The 18274-nt window shown below is 58.5% G+C and carries 18 protein-coding genes; 5 read left to right on the forward strand and 13 right to left on the reverse strand.

The features are described 5' to 3' along the window. Position 1 precedes the first annotated feature (1 nt). Positions 2-301: a helix-turn-helix domain-containing protein gene (locus AC790_RS10655; RefSeq protein ID WP_007891812.1), complete on the forward strand. Its 300-nt coding sequence runs from the start codon at positions 2-4 to the stop codon at positions 299-301. Here AC790_RS10655 and pqqF read toward each other — a convergent pair. The 8 genes from pqqF to AC790_RS10690 form a co-directional block, all read right to left on the reverse strand. Next, complete coding sequence (gene pqqF, locus AC790_RS10660; protein WP_049851770.1) at positions 292-2610, reverse strand: pyrroloquinoline quinone biosynthesis protein PqqF; 2319 nt, start codon at positions 2608-2610, stop codon at positions 292-294. The genes AC790_RS10655 and pqqF overlap by 10 nt on opposite strands. After that, positions 2610-3728 (reverse strand): pyrroloquinoline quinone biosynthesis protein PqqE, encoded by a 1119-nt coding sequence (gene pqqE / locus AC790_RS10665; protein WP_152929125.1) that lies wholly within the window; start codon positions 3726-3728, stop codon positions 2610-2612. Before pqqE ends, pqqF begins: the two co-directional genes overlap by 1 nt. A gap of 7 nt (positions 3729-3735) precedes the next feature. Further along, the gene (gene pqqD, locus AC790_RS10670; RefSeq protein ID WP_049851772.1) at positions 3736-4014 is read right to left on the reverse strand and encodes a pyrroloquinoline quinone biosynthesis peptide chaperone PqqD; all 279 of its coding nucleotides are present in this window, start codon (positions 4012-4014) and stop codon (positions 3736-3738) included. A 4-nt stretch (positions 4015-4018) separates the two neighbouring features. After that, entirely contained in the window at positions 4019-4774 is a 756-nt protein-coding gene (gene pqqC / locus AC790_RS10675) for a pyrroloquinoline-quinone synthase PqqC (protein WP_007891806.1), read from the reverse strand. Next, entirely contained in the window at positions 4771-5697 is a 927-nt protein-coding gene (gene pqqB, locus AC790_RS10680) for a pyrroloquinoline quinone biosynthesis protein PqqB (RefSeq protein WP_049851773.1), read from the reverse strand. The genes pqqC and pqqB overlap by 4 nt, the downstream gene beginning before the upstream one ends. 55 nt (positions 5698-5752) lie before the next feature. Beyond that, positions 5753-5824, reverse strand: coding sequence for a pyrroloquinoline quinone precursor peptide PqqA (gene pqqA, locus AC790_RS24185; RefSeq protein ID WP_002905689.1), 72 nt, complete (start codon positions 5822-5824; stop codon positions 5753-5755). A 150-nt stretch (positions 5825-5974) separates the two neighbouring features. Beyond that, positions 5975-6997 carry a dipeptidase gene (locus tag AC790_RS10685; protein ID WP_162838742.1) on the reverse strand — a complete coding sequence of 341 codons (1023 nt, stop codon included), beginning with the start codon at positions 6995-6997 and terminating at the stop codon, positions 5975-5977. A gap of 78 nt (positions 6998-7075) precedes the next feature. After that, positions 7076-8008 (reverse strand): ABC transporter substrate-binding protein, encoded by a 933-nt coding sequence (locus tag AC790_RS10690; RefSeq protein WP_049851774.1) that lies wholly within the window; start codon positions 8006-8008, stop codon positions 7076-7078. A gap of 189 nt (positions 8009-8197) precedes the next feature. Between AC790_RS10690 and leuA the strand changes: the two genes are divergently transcribed. After that, positions 8198-9883, forward strand: coding sequence for a 2-isopropylmalate synthase (leuA, locus tag AC790_RS10695; RefSeq protein ID WP_049851775.1), 1686 nt, complete (start codon positions 8198-8200; stop codon positions 9881-9883). Here leuA and AC790_RS10700 read toward each other — a convergent pair. Both AC790_RS10700 and AC790_RS10705 read right to left on the reverse strand, forming a co-directional pair. Continuing rightward, positions 9834-10616, reverse strand: a complete 783-nt coding sequence (locus tag AC790_RS10700) for a helix-turn-helix transcriptional regulator (RefSeq protein ID WP_007891798.1) — start codon at positions 10614-10616, stop codon at positions 9834-9836. The two genes, leuA and AC790_RS10700, sit on opposite strands and share 50 nt — an antisense overlap. Before the next feature lies 1 nt (position 10617). Then, positions 10618-11505, reverse strand: coding sequence for an NAD(P)-dependent oxidoreductase (locus AC790_RS10705; RefSeq protein ID WP_255348774.1), 888 nt, complete (start codon positions 11503-11505; stop codon positions 10618-10620). Between the two features lie 194 nt (positions 11506-11699). Here AC790_RS10705 and pqqU point away from each other — a divergent pair, with 194 nt between their 5' ends. Next, positions 11700-13811 carry a TonB-dependent receptor PqqU gene (gene pqqU, locus AC790_RS10710; protein WP_200902262.1) on the forward strand — a complete coding sequence of 704 codons (2112 nt, stop codon included), beginning with the start codon at positions 11700-11702 and terminating at the stop codon, positions 13809-13811. Between the two features lie 53 nt (positions 13812-13864). Here the strand turns inward: pqqU and AC790_RS10715 are convergent, their stop codons facing one another. From AC790_RS10715 to AC790_RS10725, 3 genes are all read right to left on the reverse strand, one after another. Continuing rightward, positions 13865-14419, reverse strand: coding sequence for an isochorismatase family protein (locus tag AC790_RS10715; RefSeq protein WP_007891795.1), 555 nt, complete (start codon positions 14417-14419; stop codon positions 13865-13867). Between the two features lie 17 nt (positions 14420-14436). Then, positions 14437-14862: a MarR family winged helix-turn-helix transcriptional regulator gene (locus AC790_RS10720; RefSeq protein WP_049851776.1), complete on the reverse strand. Its 426-nt coding sequence runs from the start codon at positions 14860-14862 to the stop codon at positions 14437-14439. A gap of 89 nt (positions 14863-14951) precedes the next feature. Next, the gene (locus AC790_RS10725) at positions 14952-15497 is read right to left on the reverse strand and encodes a helix-turn-helix domain-containing protein (RefSeq protein ID WP_007891789.1); all 546 of its coding nucleotides are present in this window, start codon (positions 15495-15497) and stop codon (positions 14952-14954) included. 95 nt (positions 15498-15592) lie between these two features. On the opposite strand from AC790_RS10725, the gene AC790_RS10730 reads away from it, so the two are divergent. After that, the gene (locus tag AC790_RS10730; RefSeq protein WP_049851777.1) at positions 15593-16771 is read left to right on the forward strand and encodes a benzoate/H(+) symporter BenE family transporter; all 1179 of its coding nucleotides are present in this window, start codon (positions 15593-15595) and stop codon (positions 16769-16771) included. A 153-nt stretch (positions 16772-16924) separates the two neighbouring features. Further along, positions 16925-18274 carry an SrfA family protein gene (locus AC790_RS10735; RefSeq protein WP_049851778.1) on the forward strand — a complete coding sequence of 450 codons (1350 nt, stop codon included), beginning with the start codon at positions 16925-16927 and terminating at the stop codon, positions 18272-18274.

Here is an 18274-nt window from a genome sequence, read left to right on the forward strand (position 1 = left end):
GATGTCTACTTTGAAAGAGTTACTGGAAAAACAATCACCTGAAAGCCAGCAGCGGATCGCTAAAAAAGTCGAGAAATTGCGCCAGGAGATTGCCTTGAGCCAGCTACGTGAAGAGCTTAATCTCTCGCAAACTGAATTAGCACGTGTGATTGGCGTCTCGCAACCCACACTGGCAAAAATGGAAAATCCCGGCAACGACCCGCGACTCTCCACATTAAAACGTTATGTTGACGCTTTGGGTGGTGAACTTCGTATTGACGTTACGCTGCCCAACGGTAAACACATCGCCTTTCAACTTTGATTAACCAAAATTAACCAGCGATGCCTTTCACGCAGCAGGCGATAGTGAAGTTGCTGTAGCTGCTGTAGCGTGAGCGACTGGATGGCGGCGCGGTTAAGAATGGGTAAGCCAAACTGCTGGCGCAGCGCTTCTTGCGCACGCTCGCTATTGTCCTGGTTTAGGCACTGCATCGCTAAGTTGGCCTGCCAGTCCGCGAGATTGGCTGCAGGAATAGCGGCGATTTCAGCGAGCATGTCTCGCATAAAGCGTTTGCAGTGGCCAAGCAGCGTGCGCCACGGGATATTCGGCGACTGCAGCGCCAACAGTAACCCATCGAAATCCGCAACTCGCTGATAGCGCGCCGACACCACATAGCCAATTTGCTTCTCCACCCGCAACTGCTGGAAGAAACGCGTTTCCAGCATCAGCGCCAGCGCGCGTAACGCCGCGAGGCTGGCGTTATCTGCATGCGGCAGCGGCATAAACAGTAACAGCGCCTGATCGCTCCCGTCACAGGCAACCGGCACCACGCCGCGATGCAGCTTGGCAGGCGGCGCATCGCGCGCCAGTTCGGGGGAGAAATCGCTGAGCAGATGGGCCACGCGCTGGCTTAACGCACCCTTTACGCCGCACCACGCGACCAACCATGGTGGTGTTGCCTGCGGCGGGATCAGTTTGCCAGGCAAAGCGGCCAGCAGCTGACGAATAACGATAGAGTGCGTTGTCGTGACGAGTTGATCCTGCGCCGGTGCGTTAAGCGCCTGTAATGCCTGATGCACGCTAAGCAAAGCGCGATCGGCGCAAGCAGGCAAATTAAGCACCAGCTGCCAGCTACCCTGTTTTTGCTGCCAGCTGCCGTTGCCTCCGGCGTGACGCAACTCAGCCAGCACCGGACGCAATAAGCGTTGCCGCGCCTGCGCTTCCTCATCGCGCAACAGCTGATAAAAGGCCGGGCGCAGCAGCAGCGTCTCAACCGATTGCACGGGCGCAATCACCGGCAGCGGCTGCGCCACTGGCGGTAAACGAGGCATACTTAGCTGTGCTGACGCCGGATAAAAGTGAAACGTCGCAGGTTCGATGGCGACCCACGGTTGGGGCAACCATTCAGCCAGTGGCAGCGTAATCCCCTGTTTCTGCTGCGGTATACCCTTCAGCTGTTGCTGTGTGAGCAAACGCCTGCGTGGGCAATGAGGCAACGCAGAGGCAAAGTCCGTCAAATTAGCGGGAACGGTTAAGCCAGGCGCGAAGCCGAGCGCCCTGCCGCGTAGCTGCTCCAGCGCGGACGCGGCGGCGAAATCCTGCTGGGCAAGCTGCGCGTAGTGCTGATGCTGCCGCGCATGCGCCCCTCTTAACGCGGTGAGATGCTGCCAGAAGTAGTGTTCAATACGTTGCGCCTGCGCGGGAGAAAGCTGAACAGCGCTAAAACGCAGCGCCAGTAACGCGTGTTGCGTATCCTGCCACAACCACTGGGCGTTAAAGGACTGACATAGCCCTTCACGGCGCAGTAGCGCCATTAAGCTGCCGGGTGCTTCATCTTGCCAAAAAGTATTCAGCAAGGTGACATTGTCACGAATGGGGGGCTCATCGCCGTCAATCAGCAGCGCCAGCCAGAAGCTCTCTTCACCCGCCAGCTGCAGCAAACCATCGCCTGGCAGCAGTAGAGGTTCGATTGCCGCTGGGGTTGCACCACCCGTTAATAATCTGCTGCCAAACTGCGACGCCAGCTGCGCCAGTTCATCAAGCGATTGCGGACCTTGCAGCCAAAGCTGCATGTTATCAGCGTGATACCAATGCTGATGAAATGCCTGTAACGCTGCACGCAAATCAGTGACGTTGTCACCAAATACCGCGCGACTGCCCACGCGAAAGCGTTGAAAACGGCCTTGCAGCGCATCAATCAGCGCCGCTTCACTCAACGTCTCAGCATGGCTTTGCAGCAGCTGATACTCAGCATCAATCACCGCCACTTCCTGCTGGATAGCCTGCGAGGTGAGCAGCGGTGCCGCGAGCATATCGCACAGCCGCTGCACGCCGGCTGATAACGCCGCTGCCGGCAGCTGGCAGAAAAAGGCGCTGCGGCTCAGCTGCGTGGTGGCATTCACCTGGCCACCCTGCTGCTGCACCCACGGCATCAGGCGGTTGTCGTCGCTGAAGTTTTCACTGCCGCAAAACAGCAGATGCTCAAGCAAATGCGCCAGGCCTGGCCAACGATCCGGCTCATCCAGGCTGCCCGCCTGCACGCGCATTAACGCCGCCGCATCGCGTGCGCCGGGTTGATGGTGCAGATAACAGCGCAGGCCGTTGGCGAGCGTGATCTGGCGCGCGTTCATCAGGTGACGCGCTGCTTAAAGATCAGTTCGGAGTTGCTACGATTGCGGAACTGCAGCTGCTGGATTTTGATATCACTGCAATTAGCCTGACGCCGCGCTTCGAGGATTTTACCGTGATGCGGCGACTTGCTGCACACCGGATCGGTATTGTCCGCATCGCCGGTCAGCATAAACGCCTGGCAGCGACAGCCGCCAAAGTCCTTCTCTTTCTCATCGCAGGAGCGGCACGGTTCCGGCATCCAGTCAAAACCGCGATAGCGGTTAAAGCCAAACGAGTTGTACCAGATGTCATCCAGCGTGCGTTCCAACACCGACGGGAACTCGACCGGCAGCTGACGCGCACTGTGGCACGGCAACGCGGTGCCGTCGGGCGTGACGCTAAGGAAGATCGATCCCCAACCGCCCATGCAGGGTTTTGGCCGCTCTTCATAGTAATCCGGCGTGACGAACAGCAGATTGGTCAGATTGCCGCTGGCGCTCATGCGCTGACGATAATCGGCCACCACTGCTTCGGCGTTGGCGATCTGTTCGCGCGTCGGCAGTAATCCTTCACGGTTCAGCTGCGCCCAACCATAGAACTGACAGGTTGCCAGTTCGACATCATCGGCCTCCAGCTCGATACAGAGATCGATGATTTTGTCGATCTGGTCGATATTGTGGCGATGCAGCACAAAGTTCAGCACCATCGGATAGCCGTGCGCTTTCACCGCTTTCGCCATCTCCAGCTTCTGCTGGAAAGCCTTTTTCGAACCCGCCAGTGCAGCGTTTAACGTTTCATCGCTGGCCTGGAAGCTGATCTGGATGTGATCGAGCCCGGCATCAGCAAAGGCGTCGAGTTTTTTCGCCGTCAGGCCAATACCGGAGGTGATCAGGTTGGTGTAGAAACCGAGATCGCGCGCGGCGCGGATCAGCTCTGGCAAATCTTTACGCGTTAGCGGTTCGCCGCCGGAAAAACCGAGCTGCACGCTGCCCATGGCGCGCGCCTGGCGGAACACCTCAATCCACTGTTCGGTGGTCAGCTCTTTCTCCTGCTGGGAGAAATCCAGCGGATTAGAGCAATACGGGCACTGCAGCGGGCAGCGATAGGTCAGTTCTGCCAGCAGCCACAGCGGCGGCATTACGGCTTTACTCGGGTTCACGACAGAGTATCCATTTTTGTTCGATGGCAGATTGCAGAAACTCTTTCACGTCATCGCCCACGCCGCCCGCTTCCGGGAAACGCGCATCCAGCGTAGCGGTGATCGCGGCCACATCCTGTTTGCCATCCACCAGTTCGAGGATCGCCGTGGCGGTTTCGTTTAGCTTGGCCATGCCTTCCGGATAGAGCACGACGTGGCTCTCCTGCGCCGCTTCCCACTGCATGCGGTAACCGCGACGGAAAGCAGGAATCACATTATCTTTCATATTTTTATACCAATCTTGTACTGTGCCAGGACACCTGATCGGTGACCGTATGATAAGGCGGACGCTGCAGTGCATACGCCATGGTCATGGCATCCAGCATGGTCCAGAGAATATCGAGCTTAAACTGCAGAATCTCCAGCATGCGGTTCTGCTGCTCGGCGGTGGTGAACACCTCAAGCGCCAGCGCCAGGCCGTGTTCCACATCGCGATTCGCCTGGCTCAGGCGGCTGCGGAAGTAGAAATAACCTTCCTCTTTGATCCATGGATAGTGCTGCGGCCAGCTATCGAGGCGCGACTGGTGAATCTGCGGCGCGAACAGCTCGGTCAGCGAGCTGCACGCGGCTTCCTGCCAGTTGGCCCGGCGGGCAAAGTTAACGTAGGCATCCACTGCAAAGCGCACGCCCGGCAGCACCAGCTTCTCTGACAGCAACACGTCGCGATCCAAACCCACCGCTTCCCCCAGCTGCAGCCAGGCTTCAATACCGCCTTCATGGCCGTTGCTGCCGTCGTGATCGAGAATGCGCTGCACCCACTTACGACGCGTCGCCGCATCCGGGCAGTTGGCCATGATCGCCGCGTCTTTCAGCGGAATATTGGTCTGATAATAGAAGCGGTTCGCCACCCAGCCCTGAATCTGCTCACGCGTCGCGGCACCATTGTGCATCGCTATGTGGTACGGATGATGAATGTGGTAGAACGCGCCTTTGTCGCGCAGCGCCTGCTCAAAGGCGGCGGGCGCGAGTGCTTCGGTAATGATCACGATGCAAACTCCTGCAGATGAATCGCCATGCCATCCCAACTCACTTCAATGCCCTGCTGCGTCAAAAATTCACGCTGCGGCGACTGCTCGTTAAGGATCGGATTGGTGTTGTTAATGTGAATCAAAATTTTGCGTTTGGCCGGCAGCGAAGCCAGCAACGCCATCAAACCTTGTTCTTCGGCCAGCGCTAAATGCCCCATCGCCTTGCCGGTATTTTTGCCGACGCCGGTGGTCAGCAGCTCATCGTCCTGCCACACCGTACCGTCAATCAGCAGGCAATCGGCTTTTTGCAGCCACGGCATAATCACCGCATCGGGCTCACCGAGTCCCGGGGCGTACAGCAGCGTTTGGCCGTTGACGGTGTTTTCAATAAACAGCGCCACGTTGTGTCCTGGCAGCGGACGATCGCGATACGGCGAATAGGGCGGCGCGTTGCTGAGGATAGGAATGGCGGTGAATTGCAGGCTGTGGCACACATCAACGCGGAACGGCTCCAGCGGCGTTAACGCATGATGCTGCAAACCGCCGTTCCAGTGCTGCAACATGGTGAAAATCGGGAAGCCGCTGGTGAGATCGGCATGCACTTCTGGCGTGCACCATACCTGATGCGGGCAACCTTCACGCAGGCTGAGCAAGCCGGTGGTGTGATCGATTTGGCTGTCGGTGAGAATAATGCTGCCAATGGCGGTGCCGCGCAGCACGCCCTTTTTTATCAATTCTGGGGTGTGGGCAATTTGCTGGCTGATGTCCGGCGAGGCATTACACAGCACCCAATCTTCACCGTTGTCGCTGACAATGATGGAGGATTGCGTGCGCGCCTGCGCCTGAATAGTGCCGTTACGCAGGCCGCTGCAGTTGGCGCAGTTACAGTTCCACTGCGGGAAGCCGCCGCCAGCCGCTGAACCGAGGACTTTAATAAACATGAATGTTGACCAGAGAGAGAAAACAAAATGCCCGCACGAACGGCGGGCAGAAGTCTTAGCGGTTGGAGATGTACAGAGTCACTTCCAGGCCCAGACGCAGGTCAATAAACGCAGGTTTTTTCCACATAATTTTCTTCCTCTTCTTCAGTCAAAATGCAGAGAACTCTCTGCTGGAGATAATTGCAGCTGTGACGTAGATCACATTGCAATCATGACGCGCGCAGATGTTGCGCCAATGTAGCGAGCAGATCAACCCTGATTAGGTAAGGGAATTGTGCTAATCCCGCCAAATCTGGTGCAACACGCGCTGCCAGTTGCCCCAGGCGAGCTGCTCGAGTGCCGTTTGATCGTAGCCCAGTGAGCGCAACAACGCATACAGGCGCGGCAATCCGGAGACATCTTTCAACGCTTCGGGCACGCTGATGCCATCAAAATCGGAACCCAGCGCCACATGATCGCTGCCCATTATCGCGATCAAGTGCTCAACATGTTTAACAATTTCGATCAATGGCGTGTCGTTATCGCGTTTGCCATCGCGGCGTAAAAACGCGTTACCAAAATTCACACCCACCACGCCGCCGCTGTCGCGAATGGCACGCAATTGATCGTCGGTGAGATTGCGCGGCTGTGCGCACAGCGCGTGAGCGTTGGAGTGCGTCGCCACCAGCGGCGCGGTTGACAGACGCGCGGTGTCCCAAAAAGCTTTCTCGTTCATGTGCGACAGGTCAATCAGCATACGATGGCGATTGGCTGCGGCAATCAGCTGCTCGCCGGCGGCGGTTAAGCCTGGCCCGGTGTCCGGCGAATGGGGAAACGCACCGCTGACGCCCTCGCCAAAGCGATTAGGCAGATTCCAGAACGGGCCGATGCTGCGCACGCCGGCCTGATAAAAAGCGTCGAGCGCTGCGCCGTCGGCATCAAATCCGTCCGCCCCTTCGATATGCGCCACCAGCGCCAGCACACCCTCGGCGCGGCAAGCGGCAATATCCGCGGCGCTGAGGCACAAACGCGCGCGCCCGGCGGATTGCGCCGCCAGCGCTTTAAGAATATCGAGCTGCTGCCAGAGAATCTCCAGCGGTTGCAGATTTTCCTGCGCGCGCTGCGGGGCGACCTCTTGTACATAGCGCGGCGGCGGCACAAACAGGGCGAACAGACCACCGGCAAAACCGCCCTGCTGCATACGAGGAAAATCGAGATGGCCCTTTTCAATACCATGGAAAAAGGCCTGTGCGGGATCATCGCGATGATGCAGCCACAGATTGAGCAGTAGGTCATTATGACCGTCGAAGGTTTTTAGCATGGGGAGATCTTTGACGAAACAACATGCCGCCATGCTACGCGCGCGCTGCGGTTTCGCCAAATGCGGGCGCACAAAGGGTTAGTTCTGCGCAACCTGTAAGCCATGATAAAACGTCGGTTTCACATCAAGATGCTGCTGGATTAAACCGTATTTTTGGTAGAAATCGGCGGTCTCCTGCTGCTGGGCGATGGTAGCGTCATCAATGCTCTGCCAATGTGATTTCCGGCGGGAGAACGATTTCGCTGCGGCCTCTTGCGGGAAGCCGATGATCTTCGCCAGCGTGGTGGAGTACTCATCCACATGGCTGTTGGCCCAACGATCGGCCGCGGCTAAACGGTTAACGTAATCCTGCAGCGCGGCACGTTTGCCATCGTCTTGCAGCGCCGCATCGGTGGCGGCGAGGAAACTATTGCCGCTGGACAGCCCTACGCCATTCACCAGCACGCGGCCGGTGTTGGTCACTTCCGCCAGCGCAGTGTAAGGATCCCAGGTTGCCCAGGCATCCACCGAGCCGTTGGCCAGCGCGATGCGCGCATCTGCCGGCGTTAAGAAGCGCCATTTGACGTCTTTATCGCTGATACCCGCCTGCTCCAGCGCTTTCAGCGCTTCAAAGTGACCAATCGATCCGCGTCCGGTGGCGATGTTTTTGCCCTTGAGTTCGGCAACCGTTTTGATCGCTGAATCCGGGCTGACCAACACCGCCAATCCTTCAGGCACCGATTTGCTCACCGCGACCGCTTTCACCTGCGAACCGGCCGCCAGCGAGAACAGCAGCGGCGCATCGCCGATAATACCGGCATCTACCGCACCGGCATTCAGCGCTTCTGCCAGCTGCGCCGCCGCCGGGAACTCGGCCCACTCGATTTTGTAATTGAGGTGATTTAACTGCTGTGCCGCTTCCATTTCGGCGTGCATATTTCCCTTTTGATCGGCAATACGCAGCGTTACGGTTTCAGCCGTTGCCGCCCCGCTGGCTGCCACGATCAATAGTGCCAAAGCTGCTCTTTTCATTGTGTTTTATCTCGTCGTGCAAAACCCCAGCCTAACCCGCGCGCGTCAAATGACCGATGCCGATTTCGCATGTGAAATGCCACCTGGCGCATATAGGTTGTCAGTTATGCGCGTGTGGTTGTCAGCAATGGGCGAGCCGAGGCACGCGCTGCCAGGCGAGACTACACCCAACACAACAAGGAGATGGTTATGCTCACTCAACCCGCGACAAAATACCGTGCGTTTCCGGTGATTGATTTACCCGACCGCCAGTGGCCATCGCGTCAGCTGACACAGGCGCCGCGCTGGCTCTCCACCGACCTGCGCGACGGTAATCAGGCGTTGGCCACGCCGATGGACAGCGCGCGCAAGCTGGAGTTCTGGCAACTGCTGCTGCGCTGCGGCTTTAAAGAGATTGAGGTGGCGTTTCCGGCGGCCTCGCAAACCGACTTTGATTTTGTGCGCCTGTTAATCGAGCAACACCACATTCCTGATGACGTGGCGATCCAGGTGCTCACCCAGGCGCGCAGCGATCTGATCGATCGTACCTTTGAGGCGCTGCGTGGCGCGCCGAAGGCGATCATCCATATGTACAACGCCACCGCGCCGCTGTTCCGCGAGCGCGTATTCCGCCAGAGCAAAGCTGAAATTATTGAGCTGGCCTGCGCGGGTGCGCGCCAGATTCGCACCCGCTGTGCAGAACAAACCGATACCGCGTGGACCTTCGAATATTCCCCGGAAACCTTCTGCTTTACCGAGCCCGAGTTTGCGCTGGAAATTTGCGAAGCGGTGGCGGCGATTTGGCAGCCGGGCCCCACGCGCCCAATGATCATCAACCTGCCGGCTACCGTTGAGGTGAACACGCCAAACGTGTATGCCGATCAGATTGAGTATTTCTGTCGCCACTTCAGTCAGCGATCGCACGTGGCGATCAGCGTGCATCCGCATAACGATCGCGGTACCGGCATTGCCTGTGCCGAGCTGGCGATGCTGGCGGGCGCCGATCGCGTGGAAGGCTGTTTGTTTGGTAACGGTGAACGCACCGGCAACGTGGATCTCATCACGCTGGCGCTCAATCTCTACACCCAGGGCGTGGCGCCACAGCTCGACTTCAGCGATATCCAGCAGGTGCTGGAAGTCGTGACGCGCTGCAATCAGCTGCCGGTGCATCCCCGCCATCCTTACGCCGGCGAGCTGGTGTTTACCGCGTTCTCCGGTTCACATCAGGATGCGATTCGCAAAGGCTTTGCCGAGCGTGCCGAACGTGAAGAAGCGATTTGGCAAATGCCGTATCTGTCGCTCGACCCGATGGATATTGGCTGCAGCTATGAAGCGGTGATCCGCGTCAATAGCCAATCCGGTAAAGGCGGTGCAGCGTGGCTGCTAGAGCAAAATCACGGCCTGCAGCTGCCGCGCGGTTTGCAGCAGGATTTCAGCCGCCTCGTGCAGCAGCAAACGGATCAACATGGTCAGGAGATGACGCACCACGCGCTGTGGCAGTTGTTCTGTCAGCATTACGGCTTAACTCAGCCGGCGCGGCGTTTGCTGGAAGCGGAAAGCCACAGCGATGACAAAGGCGAAACGCGTTTCAAAGCGCGATTACAACAAGGTGTGCAGCAGGTGACGCTGGAGGCCAGAGGCAACGGATTACTGTCTGCCGCGGTTGCAGCGCTGCGTCAGCGCTACGATTTAGCCATCACCATCGAGGATTATCATGAACATACGCTGGGAAAACGTAGCGACAGCCGCTCGGTGACCTACATCAGCTGCGTTAATGCCCGCGGTGAACGTGCGTGGGGTGTGGGCATTGATAACGATGTGGCGCGCGCCTCACTGCAGGCTCTGCTTAACGCAGCGCACGCTTTTCTGCCGCAGGAAAGTAGTTCGCTGGCGTAACGCCGAGCACGCGGCGGAACATGGCGCTGAAAGCGCTCGGGCTGTCGTAACCGAGATCGAGCGCCACCGTTAACACGCTTTCGCCCTGCGCTAAACGAGTGAGCGCCACGCTGAGCCGCGCGCGTCGTACCCAGTCGCTAAACTGCAAACCGGTTTCGCGACTGAAATGGCGCGCCAGCGTGCGCTCGGCCACGCAAAGCTCAGCGGCGGCACGGGCCAGCGTCCAGTTTTCACCCGGCGCGTGCTGAATGTGTTGACATAAACTCAGCAGCCGCTCGCTTTCCGGCAGCGGCAGGCCAAACGGCAGCACATCCATCACGCGTATTTCATCCAGTATCAGCTCATAAATGCGCTCGGCGCGGCTGCCGGAGCCGTACTGCTCTGGCAACGCCAGCGCGCTGACGATCAACTCGCGCAGCAGCGGCGAAATCTGCACCACCTGACAACTGGCAGGCAGATCGGCGCGCGCCAGCGGATCAACAAACAGCGTACGCGCCGCCACCGCACCAACGATATGTAATGCGTGGCGCGTTCCGGCAGGCAGCCAGACGCCGCGGCTGGGCGGCACAATCCAGCTGCCCTGCTGGGTTTCGACTTTCACCACGCCACTCAGTGTGTGGATCAGCTGTGCGCAATCGTGGTAATGCCACGGCTCGGCGTCACCATGCGCGTAATCGTGCGCATACGGCACCAGCGGACGATGGGCAAAATCGAAATTGAGCCGCGCGCTCATGTTAGCGTTTCAGATACTGATAAACCGCCGCCAGATCCTGCTCACCGTAACCGGCGTCTACCGCTTGCTGCCAGACATCCACAATGTTTTCCAGCGCGGGCAGTTTGCTGTCGCCCGCCGCGTCCAGCGCCAGTTTGGCGTCTTTCAGCGCCCACACCAGATGCATCTGCGGGGTGAAATCGCCGCTGGCAATCATGCCCAGCTTCATTTTGGCATAGGGTGCAGCCAGTGGACCGCCATCCAGCACTTTCCACAGATCGTCGGTGCTGAAACCGAACGCTTCCGCCAAACGGGTACTTTCCGCCAGGCTCTGCATCAAACCAATCAACCAGCTATTCACCACCAGCTTCATGCGCGAACTGGCACCCGCGGCACCCAGCCACTGCGTGCCTTTACCAATCGCGGCAAACACCTGCTCGGCGGCCTGGGCTTTACTTTGGTCGCCGCTCGCCATCACCAGGATTTGTGCATTTTCTGCCGGCGCTTTAGTACCGGAAACCGGCGCGTCGATAAACACCACATCCGGACGCGCGCGTTTGAATTCGGCGATCAGTTGATCGGTGGCTTCCACACCGATGGTGCCCATCTGGCAAAGGGTTGCGCCCTGCTTGAGCGCGCTGCTGGCGTCGTTCAGCGCCTGACGCGTGGTGGCGCCATCCGCCAACATAGCGATCACTACGTCCGCGCCCTCAACGGCTTGCGCCGCGCTGTCGCTCAGGTGGATGCCTGCGCTCAGCAGATCTTCGCCTTTGGCACGCGTGCGGTTCCAGCCGCGTACCCTGAAGCCTTTTTTCAGCAGGTTGGCGGCAAACGCATGGCCCATTGCACCCAATCCCAGTACCGCTACCACAGGTTGTTGACTCATATTCCCTCTCTTTTGTGCCTTCAGACAAAACCGCCAGACTGACAGAATTTTCCCCACGCAGCCAGGCGAGAGATGCGATGAAAAAACATTTTCAACACCGCAAACAGTAATAATCCGTCATACTATTAACGCTTTTCAAACAAATGAAAAAACGATTAACATACGCGCCATTAATGTTCCAATCGGTTCATTCCACGCCCTTTTTACGGTCTTTCATAATGAAAATAGCTTTACTGCGCCAGGCTTCGCTGTTGATGCTGCCTGCGATGTTACCGGTCTCGGCGCTGGCGGCAGGCGCTGCCAGCAATACCATGGTGGTGAGTGCCGCGCCGTCCGCGTCCGGCCTTTCCGAACTGGATACGCCAGCGGCGGTCAGCGTGGTCTCCGGCGACGATATGCGTCACGCGGCACCGCGCGTGAATTTGTCAGAAAATCTCGCCAGCGTGCCCGGTTTGCAGATTCAAAATAGGCAGAACTATGCGCAGGATTTGCAGATTTCGGTGCGCGGCTTTGGTTCGCGCTCCACGTTCGGCCTGCGCGGCATCCGCCTGTATGTCGACGGGATCCCAGCGACCATGCCTGATGGCCAGGGACAAACCTCTAATATAGATATCGGATCGATTGATCATATCGACGTGCTGCGCGGCCCGTTCTCGGCGCTGTATGGCAACTCATCCGGCGGCGTGATTAACGTTGAAACCGAAACCGGCCAGCAGCCAACCACGCTGGAAGCCAGCAGCTGGTACGGCAGTTACGGCAGCTGGCGCAACAGCGTGAAAGCCAGCGGCGCAACCGGCGACGGCACTCAGGCCGGTGACGTCAACTACACGGTTTCCGCTTCACGCTTTACTACGCACGGCTATCGCGATCACAGCTCGGCGCAGAAGAATCTGGGTAATGCCAAACTCGGCGTGCGCATTGATGATGTCAGCACCCTGACGCTGCTGTTTAATAGTGTGCACGTTGAAGCACAGGATCCGGGCGGGTTGACCGCCGCACAGTGGAAAGATAATCCGCGCCAGGTGGCCAACAACGTCACGCTGTACGATGCGCGTAAAACCGTCGACCAGACGCAGGCTGGCCTGCACTATCAGCGCCAGATGAGTGAAAACGACGATCTGAGCGTGATGATGTACGCCGGTGAACGTGAAACCACCCAGTATCAATCGATTCCGAGAGCCACCCAATTAAATCCCGGTTATCCCGGCGGCGTGATTTCGCTGTCGCGTCATTATCAGGGCATTGATACGCGCTGGACGCACCGCGACGCACTGTTCACCATTCCGGTAACTCTCACCGGCGGCCTCGACTATGAAACCATGACCGAGAAGCGTAAGGGTTATCAAAACTTTACCGCCAACGAGTTGGGCGTGCAGGGCGATATGCGTCGTAACGAACGCAATCTGATGTGGAACCTCGATCCCTATCTGCAAACCGCGTGGCAGCTAACCGACAAACTGTCGCTGGATGCCGGCGTGCGTTTTAGCACGGTGAATTTCGACTCCAACGACTACTACGTGACCGCCAGCGATCCAGATGATAGCGGCAACCGTCGCTATCATCGCTGGCTGCCGGCGGCGGCACTGAACTACGCGATTGATAACAGCTGGAACGCCTACGTTTCTGCCGGTCGCGGTTTCGAAACGCCAACGCTGAATGAGTTGTCATATCGCTCAGCCGATCAGGCCGGTCTTAACCTGAATCTGCAACCCGCCACCAGCGAGACAGTGGAACTGGGCAGCAAAAAACGTATCGGCAATGGACTCCTGACTGCTGCCGTGTTCCAGACAGATACCAAAAACGAGATCGTTTCCGACAGCAGCTTTGAAGGCCGCTCCAGTTACAAAAACGCCGGTGAAACGCGTCGTCGCGGTTTAGAGCTCGGTCTCGATCAGCAGTTTGGTGAAAGCTGGCGTTTCAAAGCCGCATGGACCCTGCTGGATGCGCGCTATCGCTCTAACGCCTGCGGCACCGAAAGCTGCGACGGCAACCGTATTCCCGGCATTGCCCGCAATATGGCTTATGCCGGTCTGGCCTACGCGCCCGATCAGGGCTGGTATGCCGGAACAGATGTGCGTTACCTGAGCGATATCGCCGCGGATGATGAGAACGATGTGAAAGCGCCCTCTTACACCGTGGTTGGCGTCAACAGCGGTTATAAGTGGCTGGTGCAGAACTGGACGCTGGATCTGTTTGGCCGCGTCGATAACCTGTTTGACCGTAACTACATCGGCTCGGTGATCGTCAACGAAAGCAACGGCCGTTATTACGAACCGGCGCCGGGCCGTAATTACAGCGTGGGTCTGACGGTGAGTTATGCGTTTCAGTAGTTTAAATTAAGCTTCTAACAAGCCCTGCTCAGCAATCTGCGCAGGGCTTTTTTTTACTTCAACAGTGCCAGCACGTCTTCCGTTGTGCCGGTTTCACCCAAGCGCGGGAAGATGCGTTCAACGCTGTTTTTGTGCGTTTCGGCATTCAGACAGGTCATGGCATCGGTGGCCAGCGTCACGTTGTAACCTAACTCATACGCCTGACGCGCCGTCGATTCCACGCCAATGCTGGTGGCGATGCCACAGATGACCACCTGAGTAATGCCGCGCTGTTGCAGTTGTTCATGCAGGTCAGTATTGTGGAATGCGCCCCAGGTTTTCTTAGTGATGGCGATGTCGCCACGCTGCTGCGCCAGATCCGGCACTAACGTCGCCCAATCGGCAGGCAGATCGCCGCCGTGCTTAGGCTGCTCATTGCGGCCCGGTGCGCCACCAGCCACATTAACCAGCACCACCGGGCGCTTTTGGCCACGGAAGGCATCGGCCAAACGCGCTGAACGCTCAATCACCTCGTTAGCCTCTAACGGTGCCACAGGCAGCGCGACAATGCCGTTCTGCAGGTCAATCACAATCAGCGCGGTGTTGTCGTCAAGGGTAGTTAAAGCCATGTTGTGTCCTCTCAGGATTATTGGTCGGCAAGTCTTTGCAGTAAGGGAATAGCCGCCAGCAGCGTTTGCTGTTCCTGCAAACTCAATTGCGTGGCGATGCTGTTGACGAGCCAGTCATCACGCTGCGCGCGGTTAGCGGCAATCAGGTGCAGGCAGGCATCAGTGGGATGATAGCGGGTTTTACGGCCATCCAGCGGATCGGCCTCGCCCTGTACCATGCCCAACGCCTGTAAGCTGGCAATCGTGGCGCCCATCGATTGGGTGCGCACCGCTTCCCGCGCCGCGAGTTCAGTGACCGTCATCGCGCCATCCCGCACCAGATAACCCAGCACCGAGACCTGCGACCAGGTGAGATCGCCCGGTGGCGCTGATTCGCGCAAGCGACGCGCCAGTTTGCCATTGATACTGCGCAGTATCGCCGCCGCGCTGTTGAGGTCGCTCATGGCACCGTCTCCCTTACTGATGAGCCGCGAGTATATAAATACGAAGGCAAACTGTGTAGTTTACCTTCGTATCAATTTGTAATTGTCAGCTAATCCCGCTGCAAATAATGAATCAAGCTATGAAAGCGCAGCGGCGTGCTGAGGGGATTGCGGTAACTGTGCGGTGTATCGGCGGCGAACTGGCTGGCCTCGCCCTGCAGCAAGCGCCGCCAGGTCCCTTCCACGCCCAACAGTAATTCGCCGTCCAGCACCACCACTTGCTCAATCACCCCGCTTTCATGTGCGGATGAGTCGCTCTGCGCGCCGCCCGCCAAAGTGACCTCCAGCAGATCAAAACGCAGCCTGGCATCGTATGGCAGCAGCGGTTTGACTTGCATCTGCGCGTTCGGCTGGCTGAAAGTCGCCACGCTGCCCGGCGGGTGATCGCTGCCCTGCACAAAGAAGGAAAATGGCACGTTAAAGCCGGTAGCGATTTTCCACAGCGTCGCCACTGTCGGGCTCGATTCGCCGCGTTCGATCTGGCCAAGCATCGCTTTGCTCACGCCGGTGCGTTCCGCCGCCAGCGTCAAACTCCAGCCGTTGGCCTGCCGCAATTGCTTCAGCGCCAGGCTCAAATGTTGATGCAGATTTTCCATGTGTTCTCCCGAAAGCTCGCGCGCAGTGTAGCACTTGTGCGCTATAGCGTCCCATGCAACAATGTGCGCTATAACGCACAACGGGATGTGACCAGATGATGACCGCCACCACGCGCAGCGCTTTCTCTTTTCCCATGCTGATATCGGGCTTTGTCGCCGTGCTGATCGGCTACAGCAGCTCAGCGGCACTGATCTTTCAGGCGGCACAAGCGGCAGGCGCATCGCCGGAGCAGATTGGCGGCTGGCTTTCCATGCTGGGCATCGGTATGGGGCTGGCATCATTGGGTCTTTCGCTGTGGACGCGTATGCCCATCCTTGCAGCATGGTCCACGCCCGGCGCCGCGTTGCTCGCCACCAGCGTGCAGGGATTAACGCTCAATGAAGTGGTCGGCGTGTTTGTCGCCACCAACCTGTTGATTGTGTTGTGCGGCGTCACCGGTCTGTTTGCCAGGCTGATGAATCACATTCCCCAGTCGCTGGCGGCGGCGATGCTGGCCGGCATTCTGCTGCGGTTTGGTATCGGCACCTTTAGCGGTTTGCAAAGCCATTTCGCCCTGTGCGGCAGCATGTGTCTGGTATGGCTGATTAGCCGCCGCTGGCTGCCGCGCTACGCCATCATTCTGGCGCTCATCGCAGGTGTGCTGGTAGCGTTCTACCAGCAAACCCTTCATTTACCGCCACATGCGCTGGCCATCAGTCGGCCAGAATTTATCATGCCGCAATTCAATCTGGCCGCGTTGATTGGCGTCGGTTTACCCTATTTTCTGGTGACGATGGCTTCACAAAACGCGCCCGGTATCGCGACTCTACAGGCGCATGGCTATCAACCACCGATTTCCGCGCTGACCGGCTGGACCGGATTTATTGCCCTGATACTGTCGCCGTTTGGCGGCTTTTCGGTGTGCATTGCCGCGATTACCGCCGCCATCTGTATGGGTGAGGAGGTTGATGCCAATCCGGCGCGACGCTGGATGGCCTCTGCGCTGGCGGGCGTATTCTATCTCCTGACCGGCTTTACCGGCGGATTGATTGCCGTGCTGCTGAGCGCGCTGCCGCCGGTATTTATCGCTACGCTGGCCGGCCTGGCGCTGCTTGGCACGCTTGCGGGCAGTTTGCAACGCGCGCTGGCAGAACCGGCGCAGCGCGATAGCGCCATCGTGGCGTTTCTGATCACCGCCAGCGGCATTTCGCTGCTGGGCATTGGCTCCGCGTTTTGGGGCTTGCTCGGCGGCATGCTGACGTTTTTGATTCTGTCCCCACGCAGTCGCGCTTAAAATTTCAGCAACCTGACCCCGCAGCCGGGAAAAACGCCCTGTTTTTCCCCCTTTATCAGCCGTTTGATTTGCCGGCATTTGGCTTAAGATCACTACCATCGCCATCAACACACACTGTTCTGCCTCAGACAACCACCGATAAGGGCCCAACGAGTGGCAAAAACTTTTCTGCGCAGCGGCAATCTGGACACGGTACTGGCACTGGGTGAAAACGGCCAGCCGGTCTGGAGTTCCGCCTTGCAAATCCGCGAAACCTTGCGTCTGCGCCGCCAAACTACGCTGGCCAACTGCCTGGCGATTCCGCAGGCCAATGAGCGCGGTGATCGCCTCGACTGGTACGCCCCGTTTAATGGCAAAGTGAAATCCTGGCTTGGCGCCAGCGACCACGAACGACGTCAGGCGCTGGAGCTGCTGACCTTGAACCAGCAGGATTTACAGGCGCTGAGCCTGCGCGCGCGCGATGCGGATAATCCTGCCATGCGGCTGTTTGGTGCGTTGCTGAGCAAAACCCTGCAGTTCCCGGACCAGCAGTACGTTTATCTGGTGGATGGCAAACCGGTGATCACCTTCTGGGGCTTTGTCGATCCGCAGGCGCGTTCGCGTGATGATGCGCTGGCCTGCCTGCGCGAGACGCTGGAAGAAGCGTTGCCGCCGCTGTTGCCGGAACCGCCTGCCGCACCGCTGGTGGTGGCACCGGTGATTGCGCCGCTGATCGACGTACCGCCTGCCGCTGCCGAACCGGTGCTCGCGCCTGAACCTGAAATCGAACAACCGCCAGCTGAAGTCATTCCTGAGCCAGCACCTGAACCCGCACCCGAACCTGTCGCGCCACCACGTCGCGCCTTTGCCGTGCGTCCGCTGATGCTGCTGTTACCCGTTGCGGCGGTGGTCGCCGCGGGTGTCGCCTTCTGGCTGCACAGCGCGCCTGAGCCAGCCAAACCGGCAGCGGCCAGCGTTGCTGATGCTCCGGTGCCGGTCATGAAGACGCCTGCGGTGATAGTGAAAGCCGAAAAACTCGCCGCCACGCTGCCGCAAACCGCGGCCAGCGTGATCGCCGCTGCGCCGGTCGTGGCCCCTGCCGCCGCGCCTGAAGTGGTAGCAGAACATACCGAACCGGCAAAAGCCGACGATCTGGTGATGACCACCGAAGATGCGCGCGTCGGCTCCGTGAAGTTTATCAATGGCACCTGGCGCGTCACCTTGCGTCAGACCAATCTGCCAACCGGCAAGCCGCCGAGCCTGCGCTATCAGATCCGCAATGGCAAAGGCACCGCCACCATTACCCAAGGCGATAACATCCGCTGTAAAGCCGATGTCACCGCCGCGATGACCACCTCCGGCATCATGGAAGTACGCAGCCGCTATACTGCCAGCTGCAGCGATAAATCGCGTTACCGCATGCCGGAATTGGTGTGTAAAGCCGGTGATGGCATTGCCAGCTGTACTGCGCAATATGGCGCAGATCAGGTGTTCCCGTTGACGATTAAGCGTGAGAGTAAGTAA

This window comes from Pantoea sp. RIT-PI-b (assembly GCF_001187905.1).
In the GTDB taxonomy this organism is placed as follows: domain Bacteria; phylum Pseudomonadota; class Gammaproteobacteria; order Enterobacterales; family Enterobacteriaceae; genus Pantoea; species Pantoea nemavictus.